The organism is Ningiella ruwaisensis (genome assembly GCF_004798935.1).
GTDB classification, from domain to species: Bacteria; Pseudomonadota; Gammaproteobacteria; order Enterobacterales; family Alteromonadaceae; genus Glaciecola; species Glaciecola ruwaisensis.
In genome coordinates, this window is sequence record NZ_RAHT01000005.1 from 249,257 (window position 1) to 272,255 (window position 22,999).

The following is a 22,999-nucleotide window of genomic DNA, read 5'->3' on the forward strand; positions in this document are numbered from 1 at the left end:
TTCTATTGCTCGCTTTTGCAACGCAGCAATTCGCGTTTTTAGCACTATTTGGCGCTGTCGCTTATCCCGAGTTGAGGTTATTTATCGAGCTCGTGAAGCAAAATATATAAATCAGGTTGCCACTGAAAGTCTTTCATTCGCACCCGATTGTTAAAAACAGCCACACCTTCTTCTTGCAGCAAGGCACATTGCAAACGGGCAAGCTCACTTCCCTTAGGAAAGGCGATTTGTCCGTTACTTCGAAGAACTCTATGCCAATTAACCTTAAGCCCTGTTGGCACATGACCAAGCGCTTTTCCTGTAAGGCGCGCACGGCCGGGCAAGCCGGCTAAATCGGCCACTTGCCCATAGCTGGCGACTTTGCCTTGTTCAATCAGATTCACAACCTTAAATATTGCGTTGTAGGCATGTTTAGCATTCATTACGTGACTGCTTGTTTAACCTGAAATTCTTCCAACAGATAGCTCTTGTTTTGCATAATTGCCTGTAAGCATTTAATGGCCTCTAGCATCTGCTTATAACTTAAAAATAAGGGAGAAAACCCGAACCTTAGAATATCAGGCGCTCTAAAATCAGCAATTACGCCCTTTGCTATTAGCGCTTGGCAAATCGCATAACTTTGTGGATGCGAAAAAGCAAGCTGCGCCCCTCTTTCTTCCGCATTCGTGGGCGACACGAGTTTAAATTTCGGGTCTTCGATTAAGTATTCAAACGCTTCTAAAAAAAGTGTACTTAAAGCCACTGATTTCTGCCTAAGCTGTGATGAACTGATACCATCAAATACGCTTAGCGCAGCATCAAGAATAGACATAGAAACAACCGGCGGCGTACCTGCTAAAAAACTGTTTAATGCATCAGCTGGCTCATAGTCGTGACTAAACTCAAAAGGACGCTTGTGTCCCATCCACCCGCTTACGGGCTGTTTTATTTGATGATGATGCTTTTTAGCCGCGTAAATAAATGCCGGTGCACCAGGTCCACCATTTAAAAACTTGTAAGTGCAACCAAGCGCGAAATCCACGTTCCACTCATCTAGCTCTAGCTCAAGCGCACCGGCACTATGGGCTAAGTCCCAAACTACTAAAATTCCGTGTGCTTGCGCCAGTTCGCTTAGCTGCTTGATATCGTGAACACGCCCGGAACGAAAATTGACTTGCGTCAGTATTAAAACAGCAATTTCGTGCCCTCTGCTTTTAATGGTATCAATGAGAGCTTGTTCATCAACACTCAATAGCTCACAACGAGCCCTTCCTAGCAAATCGGAAAGCCCTTGCACCATGTACAAGTCGGTCGGAAAGTTATCTTTTTGTGATAAAACCAAGGTGCGTGATGAAGTTTCTGTACTAGCGTGTTTCGACTGGCTCAAGCGATGCGAGTGTTCCTGAATGGCTAGCGCTGCACACAATACTTTTGTCAAATTGACTGAGATCGAGTCGCATACAATGACGTTTTCTGGCGCAGCTCCTAATAATGGGGCAATTTTCGCGCCTGTCTGCTGAGGTAATTTGATCCACTGATGCTTATTCCAGGACGTAATCAAATCTTCTCCCCACTGTTGCTCGACCACTTCTTGCGCCCGCTTTTTTGCAATTTTGGGCAGAGGACCAAGTGAGTTGCCATCTAAATAGATCGTATTTTCAGGAAGCGTGAAGTGCTGTTTAAACGGCGCAAGCGGGTCGTTTTTATCCAGCGTCAGTGCTTTACTCTTAAGCATTTGAATTGTTGTGATATCTGTCATCATTTGAACTTCATTATTTTTATAAAATGGACTGCGCTTGCTTATTACTACCTATCGGGTTGTGCAGTAGAGAGCTGCGCTAGAAAGCTTTTAAACGCTTGCGTGTGCGGATGGATCCAGTCAAAGTGACCAGCCTGTAGCACAATGTGTTGCTCAGCATCCGGATGTATCGCGTAATTTTCAGGCACAATCTTATCTTGCCCTCCAATAAATACATAAGCAAACCCTTCAGGGTAGCGGATGTTTAAAGGTGAAGCTTGATGATAATCCTCTTGACGTTGTTCAAATGTTCCGCGCATGAAGGCCGACGTTGACATTTGGCAAGAATTCTCACCTTCAGCATAAGCCGCTATATCGACGATGGGAGCCAAGCCCATTACACGAATTTGAGTACGTGATGAAAAGGCAAATGCCTTTACATCGTCTACAAATGACCCTGCTAGCAACATAGCAAGATGCCCTCCTGCGCTATGTCCAGCTATGACAACTTGCTGCGCGTTTACGCTCATCGGTTTAACTTGCAGCATTTTCCTTACCGCTGCTTTGATATCTTCCAAGGCGACGGGCCACTCACCGCCATTGCCGCTGCGCCTGTATTCAATATTCCATACATTGTACCCTTCCCTGGCAAGGGCATGACTAAAAGCCTGCGTATGCCCAATATCAAATTCCGATAACCAGCAACCACCGTGAATAAAAATAATAATTTTTTCAGCTTCGCTTTCATTAAAAGAATCTGATTCTGCCTTTTCTGCCTTGTAAAACCACACACTTTGATCCGCTGATTTCGCAGAGTTATTTCCATAGGGAATAATTTCATCCGGTTGAGTGACTGGCAGTTCAAGTACACTCTGGTAGCTGACCTGATAACTGGCATGCTCGTTGTAAACACGTGGTGAGCCAGTTTGTTGATTAGGAATCTCTGCATCGTCAATAGGACGCTGAGCTTTATGCGGCAAAGTAGAACACGCACTAAGAAACAAACACGCAGCCACACCGCTACTGAATAAAAAGATTTTAAAACGAGTCAACATGCAAAGGATTAGGTTTTCGAATTTGTAGCAAAACATGACATCTGTTTAGTCTGAAAGCAAGCGCTAGTTCTAAAATCCCGCAAAGCTTGATTTCTACCTCGAAAAACCGCTTAAATCTTTTTGACTAAGGTTTCTATCCATTCAAAGGTGTTTTGCCACAATGGCTGCGCAAAGCGCTTGAAATAGCCCATGTGATCAATACGTTTTACACCAATGCTTTGCGGATTGATGTCAAGCACACGTAGGTCGGCATTCGTGTAAAACTTAAAAAACGCATCTCGCGAGCGAGGCATGGCCCATTTATCATCCGTTGCATTTGCTGCTACCAGTGGTTTATCAAAACGCGCGTACACCTCATGCATGTGTTGCATGCTTGCATCGTCAAAAAAGTAATGTGGATTTTTACACCAATGCTTCCACTGCCGATACACGTTTTTAGGTAGATCTTCTCCCATCCCTAGCTTATTCCAAGCTAGGTAACCGTGTTGTTTTACAATAACAGGAGCGATAACGCGCCACATAAACTCCACTTTTGCGCGCTCAAGAACTGGCATCCAGCCGCTCCAGCCTGCGCCAGCACCAAATACGTACGCGCCTTGAATAAGATGATGATTTGGCAACAACCCAACTGCATGTCCGCCATAAGAGTGCCCAACCACAAACATCGGCAAATGGTATTCGTAAGATGTATTTATTGCTGCCGCCAAATCCATGCGCCCCCAATCCAGATAGTCCATTTCAAAACCTTTTAAGCTTCGTGGCTTTGATTGTCCAATTCCTCGGTAGTCAAAAGTAAGTACATTGAATCCTGATGCATTTGCTGCAAAGGCATAGCGCTGATAAAACCCTTGAGGCACACCGGTTGCGCTTGCCAGTACTATTTGCGCCTTGGGTTTTTTACATGCGTAGTACATACCTCGCAAAGGGTAATCGTCCTGCGCTTTAAACTGTACATTTGCAATCGAGCAATTCATGTATTATTCCTTATCACTTGAGCGCGAACCCGTCAAAAACAAATCGATGAAGCTTTAATTCCGCTGATGGACAGACCTATGCATCAAAATAAAGACGCTGCAGGCCCATCCATGAGGCGCTTGACAAAAAACATCCTTGTTTTTTGACACTTTATTTTGATACATAGGTCAGCCCAGCTTCTTGAATAAGCATTAATGGCCGATTTGATTACGCTGCAATTGCGCAAAATGAATCGTTTCATTTTTCTTAGATCAGTATAAAGTATAGAGTTAGGTCTATAGTCAAGCGCTAAAATCTACTGCTAAAAAAGGGCATTGGCACATGCGAGCAAGCGAAATTGCAAAATTGATGGGAATAAGCAAAGATACGCTGCGGTTTTATGAGCGCGAAGCGTTGATTAGCATACCTGAACGTGGCGACAACAACTATCGTCGCTATACAGCAGAACACGTCAAACAAATAAAGTTTATCAAGTACGCTCAGTCTGCCGGTTTTACACTATCATAAATCAAAGAGGCCATACCCTTTTTAGACAATCCTGACCCGCAGTGCCCTGAACTTCGCAAAGCAATTGACGAACAGCTTTGCGCCATCGAAGCAAAAATTGCAGAATTGCACGAAACAAAAGCTCATTTATTAAAATGGATGTCACGTTACTATGATTGAACATTACCCACTCACCCTGCCCGCTTTTTCACGAGGCTTTCATCTGATTACTGACAACATCCTTGAAGCTTGCGGAACTTTGCCTAAAAACGGCCTGATGCATGTATTTATTCAGCATACTTCTGCATCTTTAACGATTAATGAAAATGCTGACCCAAGCGTACGACGCGACCTGGAGCGCCATACAAATGTGTTAGCGCCTGAAGATGCGCCCTACTATGAGCACACCTATGAAGGTAGTGACGACATGCCTGCACATATCAAAGCGTCTTTGTATGGCAGTAGTGTCAGCATACCGATACTAAACGGCAGACTGGCCTTAGGTACCTGGCAAGGCGTCTACTTAGGTGAACACCGGGACCATGGTGGCGCTCGTAAACTACTTGTGAGCATCTATCAGTGATATTGCGGTAGAAAACTTTTTAATGTCTGAGTGTAGAGCCTGCTACACTCACACCTAGCGATTGCAATTGCTTTGCAATATTAGCGTCGCCCGTTTGTTGGTAGCGTTTATACAGCGCCAGAATATCCGAGGCATCGAAAGGGTTCTCACGGGCGCAAATATCCGCGATGATTTCGATAAAGCGCGCAATCGAACCAGATAATTCAGCAAAAACCTGCTTAAATTGCAAAGCATGAGCAGCCAAGTAATCATAGGCAGCGCTTCCCATACCTACAAAATAATCCCGTCCAATGCCTTTTTTCGCATATCGCTGCGGAAAAAGAGCGCCTAAAAATAGTGCCATGTCACCAAGTTGGCGCAAAAATAACTCACGTTGGCGCGGCTCTGAGGTTTCAAGGGCATCTTTGTATAATAATGCGAGAGGTCGCAAAGACAGTTGATTATTCTCAAAGCTGTAAAGCTGTTCGGTACGGGCAAAGCGCGCCATTACCTCGCCTACATAAAAAAGCGTGTCTTGTTGAGGTTTGGGATCGATAGACTGGGATACATCCTGTAAACGCTCCCGAAAATAATCAGACAATGTGGAATGAAGACTAATGTCCTGCTCTTGTTGTGTTTGAAATGATTGCCATTGACTCATAGCGAAATACTCCTATCAGGTACACATATTCTCGACAAGCCTACTGTTGAACATATACCCACCTTAAACATGGGAGCACAGTAAAAACAACTTAGCGAGCAACTCACTTTTTCTTTCCTTTTTTTCTTTCCTTTTTTTCTTTCCTTTTAAGGAAGCATAATCTGTACCCAAACTTCTTACTTGCTTAAAAAATGCACGGATGCGAATTTGTTTATCGCATAAATCCAAGCAAAAGTAATAGAACAAAGCAAAATGAGAAAATTTCTTTATAGAAAAAATTCTTATAAAAAATTTTCATTTTTTCATATTGAAAGCGTAAAAATTGCCTAAATAATGCGGATCAGGAAAGTATAGCTTTCCATTTATCCATCGTTTTTACTGGGCTTTAGCCCAATCGTTCAACCCTATTACGGAGGAAATATCATGCAATTAAAACCTCTTTATGATCGCGTGGTTGTTCGACGACTTGCTGCGGAAACAACCACTGAAAGTGGAATTGTCATCCCTGACAAAGCGGCCGAAAAATCCACAAAAGGAGAAGTGATTGCAGTTGGTGACGGCAGAGTATTGGAAAACGGTCAACGCCTTAAACCCGAACTCGCCGTTGGTGATCGAGTCATTTTTGGTCAATACGCTGGCACAGAAATCAAGCATAAAGGAGAAACTTATCTCATCCTTAAAGAAACCGATATTCTTGCCATTGTAGATACCACTCAAGTACAGGAGAAAGCAGCATGAGCGCTAAAGTCGTGAAATTTTCTGGTGACGCTCGAAGTCGCATGATTAACGGCGTGAATATTCTTGCAAATGCGGTTAAGGCAACGCTTGGGCCCAAAGGCCGCAACGTGGTGCTTGGCAAAAGTTACGGTGCGCCGCGCATTACAAAAGACGGCGTTACCGTTGCAAAAGAAATAGAACTTGCCGACAAGTTTGAAAATATGGGTGCGCAAATGCTGCGCGAAATTGCATCCAAAACAGCCGATGTAGCCGGTGACGGTACCACTACCGCCACTGTCCTTGCCCAGGCGATTATTCGAGAAGGGCATAAGTATATTTCGGCGGGCATGAACCCCATGGATGTTAAGCGCGGTATCGACATCGCGGTAAGCAGCGCGGTAGATGCCCTGCAAACTCTGTCTAAGCCTTGCGATGATGCGAAATCTATCAGACAGGTTGCCACCGTTTCAGCAAACTGGAATGAAGATATAGGCAATATTATCGCAGACGCGATGGAAAAAGTTGGCCGTGACGGTGTGATTTCAATTGAAGAAGGTAAATCACTTCAAAACGAACTGGATGTTGTTGAAGGCATGCAGTTTGACCGCGGTTATCTGTCTCCCTATTTTGTGAATAAACAAGAGAAAATGCAGGTCGAGCTAGAAGATCCCTACATACTATTGTTAGACAAAAAAGTCAGCAATATTCGCGATCTTCTCCCGCTTTTAGAGGAAGTGGCAAAAGCAAGTAAACCCTTATTAATCATTGCAGAAGATGTAGAAGGCGAAGCGCTTGCTACGCTGGTAGTCAATAATCTCAGAGGTATATTGAAAGTTGCTGCAGTTAAGGCGCCCGGCTTTGGTGACAGACGAAAAGCCATGCTGCAAGACCTTGCTGTATTAACCAAGGCTCAGGTTATCTCTGAAGAGATAGGTTTAAGTCTTGAGAAAGCAACACTTGAACAATTAGGTTCTGCCAAACGCGTCATTGTGACTAAAGACAATACAACGGTTGTAGATGGTGCAGGCGCAAAAGCCGATATTGAAGCCCGAGCTGAGCAAATACGTAAAGAAATTAAAGACTCAAGCTCCGACTATGACAAAGAGAAGCTGCAAGAACGCTTGGCAAAACTTAGCGTAGGTGTTGCGGTAATCAAAATAGGCGCTGCAACCGAAGTAGAAATGAAAGAGCGCAAAGACTTGTTTGATGATGCGCTTCACGCAACGCGTGCTGCTGTTGAAGAAGGCGTAGTTGCTGGCGGTGGCCTAGCGCTGGTATTGGCCGCTGACAAAATTCGCGACACGATAAAAGCGAAGAATGAAGATCAGCTATCTGGAGTTAAAATTGCTTTGCGAGCAATGGAAGAGCCTTTCCGTCAAATCGTGCAAAATGCCGGCAAAGATGCCAGCGTAATTTTGCAAACAGTACGTAATGCCCACCAGGAAGGTCATAAAGAGAATGCTAAAGGCAACTACGGATACAACGCACAAAGTGAGACCTTCGGCGATATGCTCGAAATGGGCATTATTGACCCAACAAAGGTAACCCGAAGTGCTATCCAAAATGCGGCTTCTATTGCGAGTCTTATGCTCACAACTGAAGCGATGGTGGCTGATAAACCTGAAAAATCCAGTTCATCAAAAGGCTTTGATGAGTCAGCGGGTGATTGGGAGTAATATGTCGGCTTAAGCTGCGGTTTCAACTGCAGCTATCGCTCATTTTTATACCCCCCCGAGAGTGGAATCCACTCTCGGGTTTTTTATTCCCATTATTCTGTAAGCCGTCACCAGCAAGCTCAAATTTAGACTAGATTATAGCCAATAAGTGAGAATTTATTACAGCGGGCTTATGTACACTCTACCCTGATTGCGTTCTCTTACCAAAGCATAAAATCGCTAAGTTATTGTAATTAAATAATAAACACAATAATCAGCTTGGCGCGAATGATGCAACCCTCGTTTAATTGATTGGCATTTATACATTCTTGCCTATCAACATCTTATAAAATGAGGTAAAGCATGAGCGATACAAGTTTTAATACATATTTTATTACTGAGACGGTAGAAAGCGCGTCTAAGGTGATTGAACAGCTTAAAGACGTGGGTGTATCAGAAAATGATATTGGTGTAGTAAGTAAAGATGAAAAAATTGCACTCGCTGATTTACCGCAGGCCGACTTGACTGAAAAATCTCAACTTCCCGAGGCACTCAAACGCGGTGCACTTTTAGGTTCGGGCTCTGGGCTTTTGGCAGGTGTACTGTTGGCAACCTTTCCAGTTGCCGGTTTGGCAGTAGGTGGTGCGGCGATTGTTGGCATGACAGCGGGAGGCGCAGCCATTGGGGCATGGTCGGCAAGCATGATTGGCATCAGTGAAAATAGTCCGCTTGTTGAACAATTTGAGCAGGCGCTTGATAAAGAGCATACGCTGATTTTTTGCGAACTTGAAGATGAACAAAGAGAACGAATTGGAAGTAAAGTAAGCGGAATTACCTGGGGTACGCTAGAGTAAACAAAATAGGCGAGATAAAGAGGCTAAAAGCGGTGCCAGTGCATCTTATAGCCTCTTTTTTTTGCATGCTAGCCTGTTAAACCTGATAAGCCCTGCATAAGCAAATCTTTAGTTTGCTGACCTTGAGGCGTATCTAAATAAGACGATATTTGCTGAACAAAGCCCATCACCATATCAGGATTTAATCCTAAAGACTCAAACTGTTGAGTCAAAAGCGCTGCACCACCAAAGGTATCGCTTAGCTGTGAGGCTTGCCCTAACAAGCCTCCCAATCCACCCGAACCACTTGCGTTACTAACATCGGGCACATGATCTAACAAACTTTTCGTCCCCGGTAATTGCTCCGCAACTTTAGAAAAGTCGTCAGCCGATAAATTATCTTTTGCATAGTTCATGATACTGGCGAGACCACCTTGAGCCTGATCACCGGTGATGTCTAAACTACCGGTTAAACTCCCTAACAGGCCTGTAATGCTAGGACCAACTGCGTCAGTTTGCGTTTCCTGAGATTCAGCTTTTGCCTTGTTTCCCATTAAATTGTCTAACATTGATTGTTGTGCAAAAGCTTCCATACTGAGAAGACTCAAGCATAAAACGACTAAATATTTCATTTTGATTCCTTTGACATTTAGTTTATCCGAATATGTATTTTTTCTACGATTGATTTTGCGCGTTTTACTGCTTGTTCGGTAGACTCATCACGCGCGAGAGCCACCCCCATTCTTCTGCGTCCCTTTACTTCTGGCTTTCCAAAAAGCCGTAAATCGGTATAAGGCTCACTTAAAGCGCCGTCTATATTATCAAATTCTACCTGAGATGACTCCCCTTCTACTAAAAGCGCGACTGAAGCAGCGGGCCCATGGAAGTGAATATTGGGTATAGGTAAGCCTAAAAATGCGCGAGCATGAAGCGCAAATTCGGAAAGGTCCTGAGAAATTAGCGTGACCATGCCCGTATCGTGAGGCCTCGGAGAGACTTCGCTGAAATACACGTCATCGCCCTTAATAAAAAGCTCAACACCAAATAAGCCATATCCACCCAAGGCTTCAGTTACTTTTTCAGCAATATCTTTTGCTTGTTCCAAGGCTTCTGTCGACATGCTTTGAGGCTGCCAGGACTCTCTATAATCCCCGTCTTCCTGACGATGACCAATCGCCTCACAAAATGCAGTACCGTCTTTATGGCGTATCGTCAGCAGCGTAATTTCGTAGTCAAACTCAATCACAGATTCGATGATCACCTTGCCTTTGCCTGCACGCCCACCTTCCTGAGCATATTGCCAGGCCTTTTCCAGCTCGTCTTCAGATTTTACCAAAGACTGTCCTTTTCCCGATGAACTCATAATCGGTTTGACGATACAGGGAAAGCCTAATTGCAATGCAGCTTCTTCAAAATCGTCCCATTCTGAAGCAAAAACGAAATCGGATGTAGGGATTGAAAGCTCTTCCGCCACTAAACGGCGAATGCCTTCTCTGTCCATTGTCAGATGGACGGCTTTCGCGCTAGGCACAACAGTAAAGCCTCGCTGCTCAAGTGCAATCAGGGCATTGGTAGCAATAGCTTCAATTTCTGGAACAATAAAGTCAGGTTTTTCATCCAGGATTTTTTCGTCAAGAATTTTTTCATCAAGCATAGAAACACAATAAGCGCGATCTGCCACCTGCATGGCAGGTGCATGTTCGTATCGATCCAAGACAATGACTTCGCAACCTAAGCGTTTAAGCTCAATCACCACTTCCTTACCAAGTTCACCACCACCAAGTAGCATTACCTTGGTGGCATTTTTAGCAAATGGCGTGCCGATGCTGACCATAGTTTTTCCTTATTTTTGAGCCTTATAACCTTTAATTAAACGACAACTCAGACAGGTAAAATGATTGCTGGTCAAACACTTTGTTGCCTAAACCATAGGCCGTAAATGTGACTTTGCTTTGTTTGATATCTTCTGCCCAATCAATTTCAACTAAACCATAATGGGTATCACGCACTACTTCACCCACTCTAAAGCTGTTTGCCTCGTTTACTTCGCTGTATTTTTGCGTCATACCGCTGGCCGTAAAATCCCACATTGGATAAGGCACCTTGTCGTTTTTCTGACCTACATCTCTGGAAATCTCCATCAGGTGACGATCACCTGACAAAAAGAAGGTATTTTCTGCCTGTGTTTGCTCTATTACTTTATAGAGCAAGTCTCTCTCATGGGGCAGATTTCCCCACGACTCCCAGCGATGCTCATAAGCTACGACCTGTATACTGCTAACGATAATACGCACATCTGCTGGCATTAATAGTTGCTTAGTCAACCATAACCATTGCGCTTCTCCCAGCATAGTTCTGCTTTTATCAGCGGTAGGAAGATAAGAACCAAACCCCTCTGGTCTGGGCCCAGGGCGCTTGTTTAAAGCATCACGATGATAACGCGTATCAAGCATAATGATCTGCACACGACGACCTTCGTCCTCAAATATCTTTGAGTGGTAAATTCCCTCTTGATTGCGAATAGGATCGTCCGTTGCAAAGCCAAAAAAATCTAAAAACGCCTGCTGACTCTCTTTTTTAAGCGGAAATTCTTTACCCGCATCATTATCGCCGTAGTCATGATCATCCCATGTTCCCATAATTGGTGTTGTGGCTTTAAGCGTCTGAAAACCTGGCTTTGCCGAAACTGCATCGTACGCTTCTTTAAAGCGTTTCGGGTCGGTCACAGGGCCACTCACACGCTTGCCATTTGCGTCGTATTGCACATCCGCATACTGATTATCACCAATAAACAAAAACACGTCAGGCTGCTTGGCAATAATGTCGTCCCAAATAGGCTGAGGTTCTGTTTCGTAGGCGCAAGACCCAAAAGCCACTTTAAAATCAGCGGCGTTTGCCCCTGCAGCGACGACCAATAAAGCGCCGCCTATCAAAAGTTTTATCATTGGTTTTGGTGCGCAAAAGTTTGCAAATATAGCTTTCATTAAGTGATTCCCTGTTAGTGTCCTATTTTGAAATTGCCAACAACTTACCGTTTACTGATGACATTTTCATTACTCACTTTTTATTCTCACTGATTGCTTAAACGCTTTCCAAATGAAATGCCGTAAGCCGGTGAGCGCATTTTTAAAACAGGATCATCGCTCGCTTTAAATCCAGTGGTGAGTACATTTGGGTCAAAGTTAATTGGCTTGCAACTATCTCCACCTGCCGTATTTAAGGTAAGGCGTCCAAGCGTTAGTTCTGTTCTGTCTTCTGGCCAGGCAATTGATGGATTGAGGGCCTCGTCTTCATCTTCACCAATTGTTGCCACGAGCGTAAAACTGACGGTACTGTCTTCCATATCTTGCAACAAACGTTGCTCCAGATACTTTTCAGGCAGGCTTTCTGTTTGAGATTTTTCGAGATGCTCCTCCCCTAAATCGGGACGAAGTGTCCATTTAAACTTTGTCAATTCTCCAGACTCATCCTGCATGTAAAAAGTATGAATGCCAAAATAAGTGTCTCTCGCGTAAGACGTTGAAAGTGGGTGAGATTGCGACCATGCGAGCGCATTTTGCACGCTTGGATTTGCAGCAATGTATGCGCCCGTGGCTTGTCTGTCTACTTCACCCTCTTCATTAGGCAACAAGGTTTGAAGAAAGCCGAAAAACGTTTCAGGATCTTTCCCGGTAAAAAATGGTGTATTGTTGCCAGTAATATTATGTTTTACGCCGTTAGGTAAATTTAATTGTATGCCTACGCCTCGGGTACCCGAGCTTCTTTCATCTGCAAGTGGATTGGGGCCGCCTATTGAAAAGCGAACAATCGCATCAACGCTTTCTTGCTCAAATAAAACGGAGTTTGAATACGCTTTGGCTTGTTCGTTGGGTACAAACGTTGCGGTGGCGCAAACGCCAGCTGCATGCGCTTTTCTGAAGCCGGCGTGTTTGCCACCCAGTTTTTCAAAAAGTGCGATAAAATCATTGGCGCTGACGGATTCTGGCGCTTGCTGCGCGTTGGCTGCTGTGCTTAAAGCGCCTACTGTGATTGCACAGACTGAAAGTGTTGCGCAAAGTCCTGTAAAACTAGGTATTTTCATTGTTTTCTCATTTTATTAAATAGAGCGTGTTTATCTAAGCATTGAGCAAATTAATACGGCTTGTCTGTTACTGCACCTGTTGAGGCGGAACTCACCGTTCTTGCATATTTAGCAAGTAAACCGCGTTTGTAACGAGGCTCAGGCTGTTGCCACTGACGTAAGCGCTTTTCCATTTCCTCAGCGCTAATGTCCAAAGTCATTTGCTTGCTGTGAGCATCAATGGTGATGGTATCACCGTCTTTTACAATCGCGATTGGACCACCGTCAAACGCTTCTGGTGTTACGTGCCCAATAACAAAGCCCCGGCTACCGCCTGAAAATCGACCGTCTGTAATCAGAGCAACCTCGCTCCCAAGGCCTTTACCCATAATCGCGGAAGTTGGGCTAAGCATTTCGCGCATCCCCGGTCCACCTTTAGGCCCCTCATAGCGGATCACAACCACATCCCCGGCTACGACTTGCCCACCAATAATGGCTGCAAAGGCATTTTCTTCTGAATCATATACTTTTGCTTTTCCAGAAAAGTGCAAACCTTCTTTACCAGTCAGTTTGGACACCGCACCCTGTGGTGCTAAATTACCATGCAAAATTACTAAGTGACTGTCCTTTTTAATTGGTGAATCCAGCGATTTGATGATTTGCTGATCCGCAGGATAATGCGAGACTCCGGCAAGGTTTTCAGCCATTGTTTTGCCAGTAACCGTTAAGCAGTCCCCATGAAGCATTCCAGCTTCAAGTAAGCGCTTCATAAGCGGTTGAATTCCGCCTATCTCGATTAGTTCTGACATCAAATACTGGCCGCTTGGACGCAAATCGGCTAAAACCGGTGTGCGTTCACCAATGCGAATAAAATCATCAAGCGTTAGCTCAACGCCGATTGCATCTGCCATTGCAATTAAATGCAACACCGCGTTTGTGGAGCCGCCAAGTGTAATAATCAATGTGATCGCATTTTCAAATGCTTCTTTTGTCATAATGTCAGAAGGTTTAATATCGTGAGCAAGCAAATGGGCAATCGCTTTTCCCGCATTAATACAGTCTTGTTTTTTACTGCGAGACATCGCATTTTGCGCTGAGCTATTTGGCAGGCTCATGCCCAGGGCTTCAATCGCCGACGCCATTGTGTTTGCCGTGTACATGCCGCCACAGGAACCTGCACCGGGAATGGCGGTTTTTTCAATTTTTGTCAGCTCCTTTATTGGAATATCGCCTTTAGCATGGCCACCTACCGCCTCAAAAACTGACACAATATCGGTATGATTTTCGCCGGGTAAAATCGTGCCGCCATAAATAAAAATCGAAGGACGGTTCAGTCGAGCCAGACCAATTAAACACCCCGGCATATTTTTATCACAGCCGCCAATTGCGATGATGCCATCGTGTCCCATGCAGCCCGACACGGCCTCAATAGAATCGGCAATGACTTCACGCGATACTAAGGAATATTTCATCCCCTCTGTTCCCATCGAAATGCCGTCAGAAATAGTGATGGTGTTATAGATAACTCCTTTAGCGCCGCCTTCATCAACTCCCTTTTTTACTTCATCTGCCAGTTCATTAATGTGCATGTTACACGGCGTTACCATGCTCCAGGTAGACGCAATACCGACTTGCGACTTTTTAAAATCCTCATCTTCAAAACCTACCGCTCGCAGCATAGAGCGACTTGGCGCCTGAGCGTTACCATCAACAATTTTTTGAGAATACTTACGATTTGCAGACTGACTCATAGTGACATTTCCATTTTCGATTCATGCATTTACTGAACAACAAGTCTTAACTATAGAACGTATGCGTGTTTAAGCCAACGCATAAATAAGACGCTTTGTGTTATGATGCGATTAATTATTTAAGCATAAATAAGCCTTGCTGAAATAAAGCAGGCAATAACATGGGTCAGTATTTTTTATGAGTGTTGTTTATGAGTATTTTTTATGAATATTAGGCGTATTTGTGGTGTAGATATTAAAGGTACCGAAGCGGTGATTTGCATTTTGGACTATCGCGAAGGACTTTTTACGATCCCTGAGTGTCGTGCACGTAAAGTTGAGTTTTCTAAGAAGAATCGTAGTTCCGATTTACAGTATTTTCAGTCTTCTTTCGCAAAACTAATGACTGACTATAAAGTTGAACAAGTGGTTATCAAAGAGCGGCCGCTATCTGGCAAGTTTTCAGGCGGTGCGCTTGGTTTTAAAATGGAAGCCGCCATACAGCTAATTAAAGATCTTGATGTGATCACCATCAGCCCTCAGCGACTAAAGGCCTTGCTTAAACGCAATCCCGTCGCAGTAGAATTTGGCGAAACAGGCCTGAAAATTTTTCAGGAACAAGCATTTCATGTCGCTTATGCTCAGCATATGGCCTACGAGTATCCCGATACAGAGTAACTATCGATCGCTTGGCGGCTTTGTTCATAACATTTGCTCATAACATTTGCTCATAACTATTGTTTATAATCTTTGCTTATAACTTTTGCTTGGCATCGGCGCTTAGCACATTTTGTTTCATGTACTAAAATAACCTTAACTATTCGAATGATAACAACAAGAAGAGAGCAAGCTTATGCATTCAACGGCCAAAACGCTACTGATCCTTCTCACTTTTGCCAGCGCATCACTTTTTATTAGCGCCTGTACTGAGTCACCGGAAAAGACCCCACAAGAAAGCGCAGAGTCAGACATTCTCGAGTCACACGTTGCTGAATCTCAAAACGAAAGACTTGATAATCAAAACCCGGAATTGCTTATCGAGCGGTCTCGCCTTGAAATTTATTATCCTGTTGAACTAACGGCCGATTTGTCTGCTTATTCGGATAAACAAAAACAAATGATATCGCTTTTAATTGACGCCTCAGAAGTAATGGATGACCTGTTTTGGCAGCAAGCATTTGGCGGCGAAAAAGAGGAATTTTTGGCAAAACTTGATGATGCAAAAGTGCGCGATTTTGCTGATATCAACTATGGCCCCTACGACAGATTAAATGGCGATACACCCTTCTTATCGGGTTACGATGCCAAACCACCAGGCGCACAGTTTTACCCGGAAGATATGACCAAAGAGGAATTTGAAGCGGCAGACTTTGCGAATAAAGCAGGGCTTTATTCGATGGTACGGCGAGATGAAGCGGGCGAATTAGTTGCTATTCCCTATACAGAATATTTTACAGATGAAATACAAAAGGCCGCTGATTTGCTTCTTCAGGCGGCTGATTTTGCCGAAGATATGAGCTTTGCAGCCTACCTTCGTCTGCGTGCACAGTCGCTGGTAAATAACGAATATCAATTTTCAGATATGGCGTGGATGGACATGAAAACCAATCCCATTGATGTGGTGATTGGTCCTATTGAAACCTACGAAGATCAGCTTTACGGTTACCGTGCCGCTTTTGAGTCTTATGTGCTGCTTAAAGACATGGCCTGGAGCGAGCGTCTGGCAAAATATGCAGATTACTTACCTGAGCTTCAAAGTGGACTGCCTGTAGAAGAAGCCTACAAGTCACAAATGCCCGGTACTAACGCCGATTTAAATGCCTACGATGTGATTTATTATGCGGGTCATTCAAATGCGGGCAGTAAAACGATTGCGATCAACCTGCCCAACGATGAGGAAGTTCAGCTTACAAAAGGCACACGTAGATTACAGCTTAAAAATGCAATGCAGGCGAAATTTGAGCACATTTTGCTTCCTATCGCCGATATGCTGATTGTTCCTGAGCAACGAAAGCACATTACATTTAATGCCTTTTTTGGCAACACAATGTTTCATGAAGTGGCGCATGGCCTTGGAATAAAAACGGTTCTGAATTCAGAAACCACAGTGCGCGAAGCGCTAAAAGAACACGCTTCTGCACTTGAAGAAGGAAAGGCTGACATACTTGGGCTTTACATGGTTCGGCAGTTACTGGAAAAAGGTGTCATCACAGAAGGCGCTTTAGAGGATTACTATGTGACCTTTTTAGCCGGGATTTTTCGCTCAGTTCGCTTTGGCGCATCAAGTGCTCACGGAAAGGCCAACATGATCCGCTTCAATTTCTTTGAGCAAGAAGGTGCATTTACGCGCAATGAAAATGGCCAGTATTCGGTAAATATGGATAAGATGGGCGAAGCCATCGATAAGCTTAGCAATAAAATACTCACCTTACAGGGAGATGGTGATTATGAGGGTGTTGATATGCTTGTGAGCGACATGGGTGTGATCAAACCTATGCTATCGGGTGACCTGGCACGCTTGTCAGATGCGGGTATTCCTGTTGACATTACCTTTATTCAAGGAAAGGACGTTTTAGGTCTGTAGCGCTGTTTTCTGCTGACTGAGCGCTTTGGATTAACGCATTTCTTAAGAGATTGAGACAGAAAAAGGCCATTTTATGGCCTTTTTTCATCTATTTACATCAGGCTAGTCGTTGTTTAAAGAGAAACCACTCGTCCTTCAAACTCACGAACAAAATCTTCTAACGCCATATCGTTGCAATAAACCATGCGATTTTCTGCATGATGTTTAGCCTTTGCACGATTCACACCCATCACAACCGCATCGATACAGAGTTGCGATTCACCGCCTTCTACTGCTACTAATTTTACAGTTTGCGCTTTTGCGACTGGATTTTCCTGAGCGGTAATTTTAGGTGCGTAGCGCTGTGCAAAATCTGCAATGCTCTGGCCATTGCACTTTATGCTAGTGCTATAGACTGACGTGTTAATGTCATTTGCACGCATGAGCGTTCTGGCTGCGGGTACACCCTCGGTCGCTGCAACATAACAAATTTGGGTCTCAAGTTTTTGGTCAACCGGTTTAAGTACAACTTCGTTTGAAAGCGCACTTCCTGCAATAGAACCTAGCGTTAATACTGCAATCGTTTTTAATAGCGTCATAATAAATACCCCTAAGTATTTTGTAATAAAATTAGATTTAACGTGTGTCCTGGGGGTATTATCGACAATAATTGAGTTTTTGAAAGTTTATTCTGTAATTTTATTTCATAATTAATGAAAATTTCATGTTTGTATCGATTTTTTGTAACTTAATTACAGAAAATACTTAGAATATTTACAATTAGGTACCTTTGTTTACATACACCGTTTAAAAAAGTGCGAAGCAAAGGAGCAAAGCCGGCGCCTAGTCTTTATCTACAGGACAAACAAATCCATCGGGTTTCATCGCTAACAATGAACATTCCAGAGACTGTAAAATATTCTCTGCTGTATTGCCGATAATAAAACCAGCAATACCTGTTCTCGCTACCGTCCCCATCACAAGCAAATCAATGTTTTCGTTTGCAACAAAATTAGGGATCGCTTCAAATGGCAATCCTTCAATATGATGGATATTGGCATGATCACCTTGCTCTGCGTCGTCTACTATTTTCTTAAGCTTGGAAAAGTGATTTTTTTGCGCGTTGTTTTTTTCTGCTTGCAATTCCTGAGCGCTTAAACTGAGCCAGGTTCCGTGATTTAGACTGGATTCTAGCGTAAAGTCCCAGCACGAGATAAGTTCGTAGCGACCACTATCAGTACTGAGCAGATCCTGCGTCGATGTCAGTAACTTTTGAGATAGTTGATTACCTGCATCATCTTCTGATTCAGGGTCAATTGCCACTGCAAGTTTCGCATTAGTGAGTTGATGCTTTTCACGGCATAGCATTAAAGGACAAGGACATTTGCGCAACAAGTCCATATCGAGCGCTTTAAACCCTTTATTATGTGAACTTGCTTCAACCTGCTTAACCACAAGGTCGAATTTATGGCGGATAATAGCTTTGATGATACTCAAAGCCGGTCGTTTATTGTCCATGGTGGTAATGGTGATGTCACCTTTAAAGTCCATGCTCGATTTAACCTTATCCACCATCGACTGACACTCATCAATAAAGCCATGCATAAATTGCTCAGCATATTGTTCAAGGTTATCGGGCAAGCCGGGGAGCAGTAAAATGATACTCAGGTTTGAGTTTGAGCGACTGGCAAGCGTGAGTGCGCTTTTGAGCGCGTCTTGGTCGTTTAGTAAACCAGTGCTAACAAAGACAATATTACGAAAAGACATAGCATTCATCCTACAGGCGTTTTAAGGTCTTGATGTAGTCAGTATCTTAGTATTAACGAGATATGATAAGCAAAACTTTTCGATTAATTATATCGCTAAAACATGCACCAAGGAATGCGCCACCCGGCACACAATGCTGTCTTTATCTGTATAGCGGCTTAAAGCTGGTTTAAGGTTTGTCTTAACTCATTCAACGCAGCAACTGAAAAGCCTCGGTCGTAAAAATAAACGACCTTAGCTTGCGCATCAACAAGCAATACTCGTGCATTTTTAGGCTTGATATTACCTGTATATCTTTGCACCTTATCTCCATCTTTATAAATGGTTATAACGTCGCTCCAAAGCTCGCGTGGAATGCCCTCTCGCATACTGTCATCTATGTTATCTGCAAACATTCGCGCAAAGGGATTTTTAATAGCAGGAAGCTCGTAAATCGCCACATCCGTTTGCGTTTGATCCAACCCAATCAGCCATCTGTCTATGTCAAACTGTGATCTATGCACATAGCCAAAGAGCAATACGGCGGGTTGACCAATAATATCGTCAGGAAGCGAAACCGGCGTACCGTCAAGCGCTTCACCTTCTATATTTATCAGTTGTGTATTGAGCTCTACCTGTTGGTCGTATGTGTAGCTTGAACAAGCACTTAGCAGCAAAGCTGATACTAATAATAAAACGGATTTAAAAAAATATGTCTGCATAGCAACACTCAAGAAAAGCCTTTAACACCACAATATCGCTACGTTAAAGCTCATAAGGCGTATGAAAGTACAAAATAGTATGAAAAAACCGTGCAAGGTCACTATATATCACGAGTTTTTTCGCTAAATAATCGGTAATATACTACGCAGCACATTTATTTAAAGCTCAACTAAATCGGAACAATATCAACTATGAATCATTTACAACTGCTGGAAGCAGAAGCTATTCATATTATGCGGGAAGTTGCCGCTACTTTTGAAAAGCCCTGTATGTTCTATTCTATTGGGAAAGACTCTACGGTTATGCTTCATTTGGCACGCAAGGCTTTTTACCCCGATAAAGTCCCTTTCACATTGTTACACGTTGATACCACCTGGGAATTTCATGAAATGGGCGAGTTTAGAGATAAACTTCGAGACAAGCTCGATTTAGACATTATTGTACACGTGAACCAAGAAGCCCTTGATTTAGGCATCCATCCAATTAAATCAGGTAGCGTTAAATATAACGATCATATGAAAACCATTGCCTTGAAGCAGGCTTTAGATACCTATCAGTTTGATGCAGCGCTTGGCGGAGCCAGACGCGACGAAGAAAAATCTCGCGCAAAAGAGCGTGTTTTTTCTGTGAGAAATCGCGACCATCAGTGGGACCCAAAACAACAGCGCCCTGAGCTATGGTCAATCTATAATGGCCAAATCGACAAAGGCGAATCGGTACGGGTGTTTCCGCTTTCCAATTGGACTGAGCTGGATATCTGGATGTACATTCTGCAGGAGCAAATCGATATTGTTCCTCTTTATTTCGCAAAATCTCGAATGAGCTGGGTAGATGAAGAAAGCGGGCAAATTCTGGCCCTGGATGATGAGCGAATGCTTGAGTTTCTTACAAATAAAGAGAAGGACTCTTTAAAAGAACGTGTTATTCGCTTTAGAACGCTTGGCTGCTATCCACAAACTGGCGCCACACTAAGCAATGCAGATACGCGCGAGGCCATAGTAGCAGAAATGATGCTCAGCAAAACCAGTGAGCGCGAAGGGCGTTTATTGGATAAAGACCAAACAGGGTCGATGGAAAAGAAAAAGCGCGAAGGTTACTTTTAAGGCATATTCTTGAAGAACAAAGCTAATCAGGACGCAAAGTAATTCACATAAAAAAGGCCCCAAAAATTGGGGCCTGAAAACACACTTAGGGAGGACACACAAAACACCCTCGAATACTGCATGAGTGAGACACACACTACCTGCACTCATATACTTTCAAAAGATGTCAAGTATCACGGTTTAATAGACAGCAGGATCTCACAAAAAATTCCGTAAATTTTCGATTTTTTTTGATATTTTTTATTTCGTCTTTTTTTTCAGTTACTTATATTTAGAGATAATGCTGAAATAATCGTAAATACATTGTCTACTCTAAGAACTACTATTTTGACTTGTCAGTAGATACACCGCTTCAAATACCTCACTTTCTCCCCTGAAACCGCCCTCTACTCTTGCTCTGTAAAGCTGAGTGATCGAAAAATCGCCAGAATAAAGCATATTTACCTCTTCCTCGAAGACACTAAACGGGGGGCCGTTTAGTAAGCTCTGATCGTAGTCATAGCACACTAAAAATTGTGAAGCTTTGTTTGTGATATCTGATAAATGCTGGCTATATTTGCGCCTAAGCGCCTCGGGCAAGGCAACAAGGGCTGCCCTATCGTATACGCCATCGACAGGGCCAATATCTTGTTCGCTAAGTGCAAAAAAATCGCCGACATAAACCGTCAAATCTCGCACTCGATACCGTATTAATTCGCTTTTATCTTTCGATACATACTCTATCTCAGGTGTTACGCCAAGCTCCTTGAATAAAGCATCAACAGCGTCGCGGTTAAGCTCAATGGCAACGACTTCAATTCCATGAGATAAAAACCAGCCTATGTCACGGGTTTTTCCGCATAAAGGTACAAACACTTTAGCATTTTCAGGTAAATGCCAGTTCGAAAAGTGTTGCTTTAGTAACTTACTCCCCTCACTTTCGTGAAAACCGATTTCGTTTTTTGCCCAGCGGCGGTGCCAAAACTCCGGATCCAAAATTATCTCCAAGTTCAAATTTAATAAAAATGCTATATTGTTTTCAAATTTAGGGGCTTTATGAAAAAAACCATCAAGAAACTCGATAATAATGTAGTTAAAGCGCTAACAAAAGTGTGCGAACGACTTAAAGACAAAAACCCTCACTTTTTATGGTTAACGCATACTGCAGACTACGCCAACTTTCCCAATTCCTTGCTTGTTTATTTTGTATTTAGCGATAGGAACGCAGTAAGCGAATTTAACTGCTCTGATGAAAAAGACCGCGTTATCAAGCATATGCACTCAGAGTTACTAAAAGCAGGTGTTTTATTAAAACAGCCAAAGCGTCATGTATTTGTTGACAGTGAAGAGGCATGTGAATTAGAGCATCAGGGTGACTGGGCTGCGCGGATTAGGAAGCAGTAATGAAGTTATATATATTGTTCTTAATTATATCGTTATCTCCGATTTTTCAACGCTTTGGTGTGATTGATTAAATTAAACCGGTGATTAATAGCCAAATTATTGGGTTGATAAAAAATTTCTACAGCATCAGAACCCATAAGGCCTCCTGTTTCTAATCTCTTTTCCGAGTTTCAAACCAAATATTTAAATAGTTTCCGGCAAATATTACAAAAGCACCCACGAACACCCATATGTCGGTGGCTTCGTTATAGAGCAGCATTGCGGTAACGGCAATAATCGGTAAGCGCGCGAAATCGATAGGCGCAACAAGTGTTGCGGGAGCTAGTGTCAATGCTTTGGTGATGCAAAAATGGGCGAGCAGTCCGCAACTGGCCAGTAGCACGAGCAGAGGCATATCCTCAAGTGTGGGTAGCGCAATATCACCGTCGTAACCGGCAGTGATTAAGCCAAACAAAAGCTGAAACACGCATAAATAAAGCATGATAGCGGCGATGCTTTCAGTACGCGTTAAGCGCTTGGTAAAAACATAAGTTAATGCAAAGAATATCGCGCAGGATGCAGCCGCTAATATGCCGGGATGAAGGTTGCTCATGTCGGGTCGAGCAACAATCAAAATACCCACAAATCCCATCAGCGCAGACACAAAGCGTATAAGCGTAAGGCGTTCACCTAAGAGCAAGGCCGATAATACGATTACCCACAAGGGCGTCGTGAATTCAAGGGCGAACACTTGCGCAAGGGGGATTAATGCAAGTGAATAAAACCAGAGGTTTTGGCCCGTAAAATGAAATATATTCCGTACCAAGTGAATGCGCCATTTGCTTGTGCCAATATGCCGATAGGCGCCAGTAAAATAAACAATTACAATAACGATCACCAAGCCAATGGCAGAGCGGTGAAGCATAATTTCAAAGGTATCAAAACCGGCACTAAGCTCGCGGCCAGCTACAGCCATTGCTGTGAAACTAAAGATAGCACCAAGCATCCAAAGTGCTGCATGTATGCTTGGACTCAAGCATCTCTCCCATG

At 43.4% G+C, this 22,999-nt stretch carries 25 protein-coding genes; 10 read left to right on the top strand and 15 right to left on the bottom strand.

Annotated elements, in window-relative coordinates; translation table 11 throughout:
- Positions 1 to 77: 77 nt before the first annotated feature.
- The 4 genes from D6V41_RS12065 to D6V41_RS12080 all read right to left on the bottom strand — a co-directional run bounded on the left by D6V41_RS12065 (position 78) and on the right by D6V41_RS12080 (position 3,746).
- Positions 78 to 422, bottom strand: coding sequence for an MGMT family protein (locus tag D6V41_RS12065; RefSeq protein WP_136251776.1), 345 nt, complete (start codon positions 420 to 422; stop codon positions 78 to 80).
- The gene (gene kynU / locus D6V41_RS12070; protein ID WP_338324262.1) at positions 422 to 1,741 is read right to left on the bottom strand and encodes a kynureninase; all 1,320 of its coding nucleotides are present in this window, start codon (positions 1,739 to 1,741) and stop codon (positions 422 to 424) included. Before kynU ends, D6V41_RS12065 begins: the two co-directional genes overlap by 1 nt.
- A 44-nt stretch (positions 1,742 to 1,785) precedes the next feature.
- The gene (locus D6V41_RS12075; RefSeq protein WP_168711021.1) at positions 1,786 to 2,772 is read right to left on the bottom strand and encodes an alpha/beta hydrolase; all 987 of its coding nucleotides are present in this window, start codon (positions 2,770 to 2,772) and stop codon (positions 1,786 to 1,788) included.
- Between the two features lie 110 nt (positions 2,773 to 2,882).
- A complete protein-coding gene (locus D6V41_RS12080) occupies positions 2,883 to 3,746 on the bottom strand; it encodes an alpha/beta hydrolase family protein (protein ID WP_136251778.1) in 864 nt (287 codons plus the stop codon).
- A gap of 322 nt (positions 3,747 to 4,068) precedes the next feature.
- On the opposite strand from D6V41_RS12080, the gene D6V41_RS12085 reads away from it, so the two are divergent.
- The 3 genes from D6V41_RS12085 to D6V41_RS12095 are packed head-to-tail and all read left to right on the top strand — an operon-like array spanning position 4,069 to position 4,816.
- A complete protein-coding gene (locus D6V41_RS12085; protein ID WP_136251779.1) occupies positions 4,069 to 4,254 on the top strand; it encodes a MerR family transcriptional regulator in 186 nt (61 codons plus the stop codon).
- A gap of 12 nt (positions 4,255 to 4,266) precedes the next feature.
- Positions 4,267 to 4,413: a MerR family DNA-binding protein gene (locus D6V41_RS18535; protein ID WP_421907809.1), complete on the top strand. Its 147-nt coding sequence runs from the start codon at positions 4,267 to 4,269 to the stop codon at positions 4,411 to 4,413.
- Entirely contained in the window at positions 4,406 to 4,816 is a 411-nt protein-coding gene (locus tag D6V41_RS12095; protein WP_136251780.1) for a secondary thiamine-phosphate synthase enzyme YjbQ, read from the top strand. Before D6V41_RS18535 ends, D6V41_RS12095 begins: the two co-directional genes overlap by 8 nt.
- Positions 4,817 to 4,835: 19 nt before the next feature.
- On the opposite strand, the gene D6V41_RS12100 is transcribed toward D6V41_RS12095, so the two are convergent.
- Positions 4,836 to 5,456: a hypothetical protein gene (locus tag D6V41_RS12100; protein WP_136251781.1), complete on the bottom strand. Its 621-nt coding sequence runs from the start codon at positions 5,454 to 5,456 to the stop codon at positions 4,836 to 4,838.
- A gap of 423 nt (positions 5,457 to 5,879) precedes the next feature.
- Here D6V41_RS12100 and groES point away from each other — a divergent pair, with 423 nt between their 5' ends.
- From groES to D6V41_RS12115, 3 genes are all read left to right on the top strand, one after another.
- Positions 5,880 to 6,194, top strand: a complete 315-nt coding sequence (groES, locus tag D6V41_RS12105) for a co-chaperone GroES (protein ID WP_136251782.1) — start codon at positions 5,880 to 5,882, stop codon at positions 6,192 to 6,194.
- Entirely contained in the window at positions 6,191 to 7,849 is a 1,659-nt protein-coding gene (gene groL / locus D6V41_RS12110) for a chaperonin GroEL (RefSeq protein WP_136251783.1), read from the top strand. The genes groES and groL overlap by 4 nt, the downstream gene beginning before the upstream one ends.
- A 342-nt stretch (positions 7,850 to 8,191) precedes the next feature.
- A complete protein-coding gene (locus D6V41_RS12115) occupies positions 8,192 to 8,683 on the top strand; it encodes a hypothetical protein (RefSeq protein WP_136251784.1) in 492 nt (163 codons plus the stop codon).
- Positions 8,684 to 8,751: 68 nt separating this feature from the next.
- Here D6V41_RS12115 and D6V41_RS12120 read toward each other — a convergent pair whose 3' ends face one another.
- The 5 genes from D6V41_RS12120 to ilvD all read right to left on the bottom strand — a co-directional run bounded on the left by D6V41_RS12120 (position 8,752) and on the right by ilvD (position 14,473).
- Entirely contained in the window at positions 8,752 to 9,294 is a 543-nt protein-coding gene (locus D6V41_RS12120; protein ID WP_136251785.1) for a DUF2780 domain-containing protein, read from the bottom strand.
- A 17-nt stretch (positions 9,295 to 9,311) separates the two neighbouring features.
- A complete protein-coding gene (purT, locus tag D6V41_RS12125; RefSeq protein WP_136251786.1) occupies positions 9,312 to 10,496 on the bottom strand; it encodes a formate-dependent phosphoribosylglycinamide formyltransferase in 1,185 nt (394 codons plus the stop codon).
- A 31-nt stretch (positions 10,497 to 10,527) separates the two neighbouring features.
- Positions 10,528 to 11,646, bottom strand: coding sequence for an alkaline phosphatase D family protein (locus D6V41_RS12130; protein ID WP_136251787.1), 1,119 nt, complete (start codon positions 11,644 to 11,646; stop codon positions 10,528 to 10,530).
- A gap of 86 nt (positions 11,647 to 11,732) precedes the next feature.
- Positions 11,733 to 12,743, bottom strand: coding sequence for a catalase family peroxidase (locus D6V41_RS12135; RefSeq protein WP_136251788.1), 1,011 nt, complete (start codon positions 12,741 to 12,743; stop codon positions 11,733 to 11,735).
- A gap of 50 nt (positions 12,744 to 12,793) precedes the next feature.
- Entirely contained in the window at positions 12,794 to 14,473 is a 1,680-nt protein-coding gene (ilvD, locus tag D6V41_RS12140) for a dihydroxy-acid dehydratase (RefSeq protein WP_136251789.1), read from the bottom strand.
- Between the two features lie 204 nt (positions 14,474 to 14,677).
- Here ilvD and D6V41_RS12145 point away from each other — a divergent pair, with 204 nt between their 5' ends.
- Positions 14,678 to 15,130 (top strand): DUF3010 family protein, encoded by a 453-nt coding sequence (locus D6V41_RS12145; RefSeq protein ID WP_136251790.1) that lies wholly within the window; start codon positions 14,678 to 14,680, stop codon positions 15,128 to 15,130.
- A gap of 175 nt (positions 15,131 to 15,305) precedes the next feature.
- On the top strand, positions 15,306 to 17,036 hold the full coding sequence (locus D6V41_RS12150) for a dipeptidyl-peptidase 3 family protein (RefSeq protein WP_136251791.1): 1,731 nt from the start codon (positions 15,306 to 15,308) through the stop codon (positions 17,034 to 17,036).
- A gap of 113 nt (positions 17,037 to 17,149) precedes the next feature.
- On the opposite strand, the gene D6V41_RS12155 is transcribed toward D6V41_RS12150, so the two are convergent.
- The 3 genes from D6V41_RS12155 to D6V41_RS12165 all read right to left on the bottom strand — a co-directional run bounded on the left by D6V41_RS12155 (position 17,150) and on the right by D6V41_RS12165 (position 19,483).
- Positions 17,150 to 17,614 (bottom strand): DUF3718 domain-containing protein, encoded by a 465-nt coding sequence (locus D6V41_RS12155; protein WP_136251792.1) that lies wholly within the window; start codon positions 17,612 to 17,614, stop codon positions 17,150 to 17,152.
- A 244-nt stretch (positions 17,615 to 17,858) separates the two neighbouring features.
- Positions 17,859 to 18,782, bottom strand: coding sequence for a universal stress protein (locus tag D6V41_RS12160; RefSeq protein ID WP_168711022.1), 924 nt, complete (start codon positions 18,780 to 18,782; stop codon positions 17,859 to 17,861).
- A 158-nt stretch (positions 18,783 to 18,940) separates the two neighbouring features.
- Positions 18,941 to 19,483, bottom strand: coding sequence for a hypothetical protein (locus D6V41_RS12165; RefSeq protein WP_136251794.1), 543 nt, complete (start codon positions 19,481 to 19,483; stop codon positions 18,941 to 18,943).
- A gap of 192 nt (positions 19,484 to 19,675) precedes the next feature.
- Here D6V41_RS12165 and cysD point away from each other — a divergent pair, with 192 nt between their 5' ends.
- On the top strand, positions 19,676 to 20,587 hold the full coding sequence (cysD, locus tag D6V41_RS12170; protein ID WP_136251795.1) for a sulfate adenylyltransferase subunit CysD: 912 nt from the start codon (positions 19,676 to 19,678) through the stop codon (positions 20,585 to 20,587).
- A 312-nt stretch (positions 20,588 to 20,899) separates the two neighbouring features.
- Here cysD and tmpT read toward each other — a convergent pair whose 3' ends face one another.
- Positions 20,900 to 21,562 carry a thiopurine S-methyltransferase gene (gene tmpT, locus D6V41_RS12175; protein WP_136251796.1) on the bottom strand — a complete coding sequence of 221 codons (663 nt, stop codon included), beginning with the start codon at positions 21,560 to 21,562 and terminating at the stop codon, positions 20,900 to 20,902.
- 60 nt (positions 21,563 to 21,622) lie between these two features.
- Between tmpT and D6V41_RS12180 the strand changes: the two genes are divergently transcribed.
- Entirely contained in the window at positions 21,623 to 21,970 is a 348-nt protein-coding gene (locus tag D6V41_RS12180; protein ID WP_136251797.1) for a Fis family transcriptional regulator, read from the top strand.
- Between the two features lie 151 nt (positions 21,971 to 22,121).
- On the opposite strand, the gene D6V41_RS12185 is transcribed toward D6V41_RS12180, so the two are convergent.
- A complete protein-coding gene (locus D6V41_RS12185) occupies positions 22,122 to 22,985 on the bottom strand; it encodes a DMT family transporter (RefSeq protein WP_136251798.1) in 864 nt (287 codons plus the stop codon).
- Between the last annotated feature and the right edge of the window lie 14 nt (positions 22,986 to 22,999).

Bases quoted from the DNA above. Each gene is read 5' to 3' on its own strand.
- D6V41_RS12065 (WP_136251776.1), bottom strand. From the start codon at position 422: ATGAATGCTAAACATGCCTACAACGCAATATTTAAGGTTGTGAATCTG.
- kynU (WP_338324262.1), bottom strand. From the start codon at position 1,741: ATGATGACAGATATCACAACAATTCAAATGCTTAAGAGTAAAGCACTG.
- D6V41_RS12075 (WP_168711021.1), bottom strand. From the start codon at position 2,772: ATGTTGACTCGTTTTAAAATCTTTTTATTCAGTAGCGGTGTGGCTGCG.
- D6V41_RS12080 (WP_136251778.1), bottom strand. From the start codon at position 3,746: ATGAATTGCTCGATTGCAAATGTACAGTTTAAAGCGCAGGACGATTAC.
- D6V41_RS12085 (WP_136251779.1), top strand. From the start codon at position 4,069: ATGCGAGCAAGCGAAATTGCAAAATTGATGGGAATAAGCAAAGATACG.
- D6V41_RS12095 (WP_136251780.1), top strand. From the start codon at position 4,406: ATGATTGAACATTACCCACTCACCCTGCCCGCTTTTTCACGAGGCTTT.
- D6V41_RS12100 (WP_136251781.1), bottom strand. From the start codon at position 5,456: ATGAGTCAATGGCAATCATTTCAAACACAACAAGAGCAGGACATTAGT.
- groES (WP_136251782.1), top strand. From the start codon at position 5,880: ATGCAATTAAAACCTCTTTATGATCGCGTGGTTGTTCGACGACTTGCT.
- groL (WP_136251783.1), top strand. From the start codon at position 6,191: ATGAGCGCTAAAGTCGTGAAATTTTCTGGTGACGCTCGAAGTCGCATG.
- D6V41_RS12115 (WP_136251784.1), top strand. From the start codon at position 8,192: ATGAGCGATACAAGTTTTAATACATATTTTATTACTGAGACGGTAGAA.
- D6V41_RS12120 (WP_136251785.1), bottom strand. From the start codon at position 9,294: ATGAAATATTTAGTCGTTTTATGCTTGAGTCTTCTCAGTATGGAAGCT.
- purT (WP_136251786.1), bottom strand. From the start codon at position 10,496: ATGGTCAGCATCGGCACGCCATTTGCTAAAAATGCCACCAAGGTAATG.
- D6V41_RS12130 (WP_136251787.1), bottom strand. From the start codon at position 11,646: ATGAAAGCTATATTTGCAAACTTTTGCGCACCAAAACCAATGATAAAA.
- D6V41_RS12135 (WP_136251788.1), bottom strand. From the start codon at position 12,743: ATGAAAATACCTAGTTTTACAGGACTTTGCGCAACACTTTCAGTCTGT.
- ilvD (WP_136251789.1), bottom strand. From the start codon at position 14,473: ATGAGTCAGTCTGCAAATCGTAAGTATTCTCAAAAAATTGTTGATGGT.
- D6V41_RS12145 (WP_136251790.1), top strand. From the start codon at position 14,678: ATGAATATTAGGCGTATTTGTGGTGTAGATATTAAAGGTACCGAAGCG.
- D6V41_RS12150 (WP_136251791.1), top strand. From the start codon at position 15,306: ATGCATTCAACGGCCAAAACGCTACTGATCCTTCTCACTTTTGCCAGC.
- D6V41_RS12155 (WP_136251792.1), bottom strand. From the start codon at position 17,614: ATGACGCTATTAAAAACGATTGCAGTATTAACGCTAGGTTCTATTGCA.
- D6V41_RS12160 (WP_168711022.1), bottom strand. From the start codon at position 18,782: ATGTCTTTTCGTAATATTGTCTTTGTTAGCACTGGTTTACTAAACGAC.
- D6V41_RS12165 (WP_136251794.1), bottom strand. From the start codon at position 19,483: ATGCAGACATATTTTTTTAAATCCGTTTTATTATTAGTATCAGCTTTG.
- cysD (WP_136251795.1), top strand. From the start codon at position 19,676: ATGAATCATTTACAACTGCTGGAAGCAGAAGCTATTCATATTATGCGG.
- D6V41_RS12180 (WP_136251797.1), top strand. From the start codon at position 21,623: ATGAAAAAAACCATCAAGAAACTCGATAATAATGTAGTTAAAGCGCTA.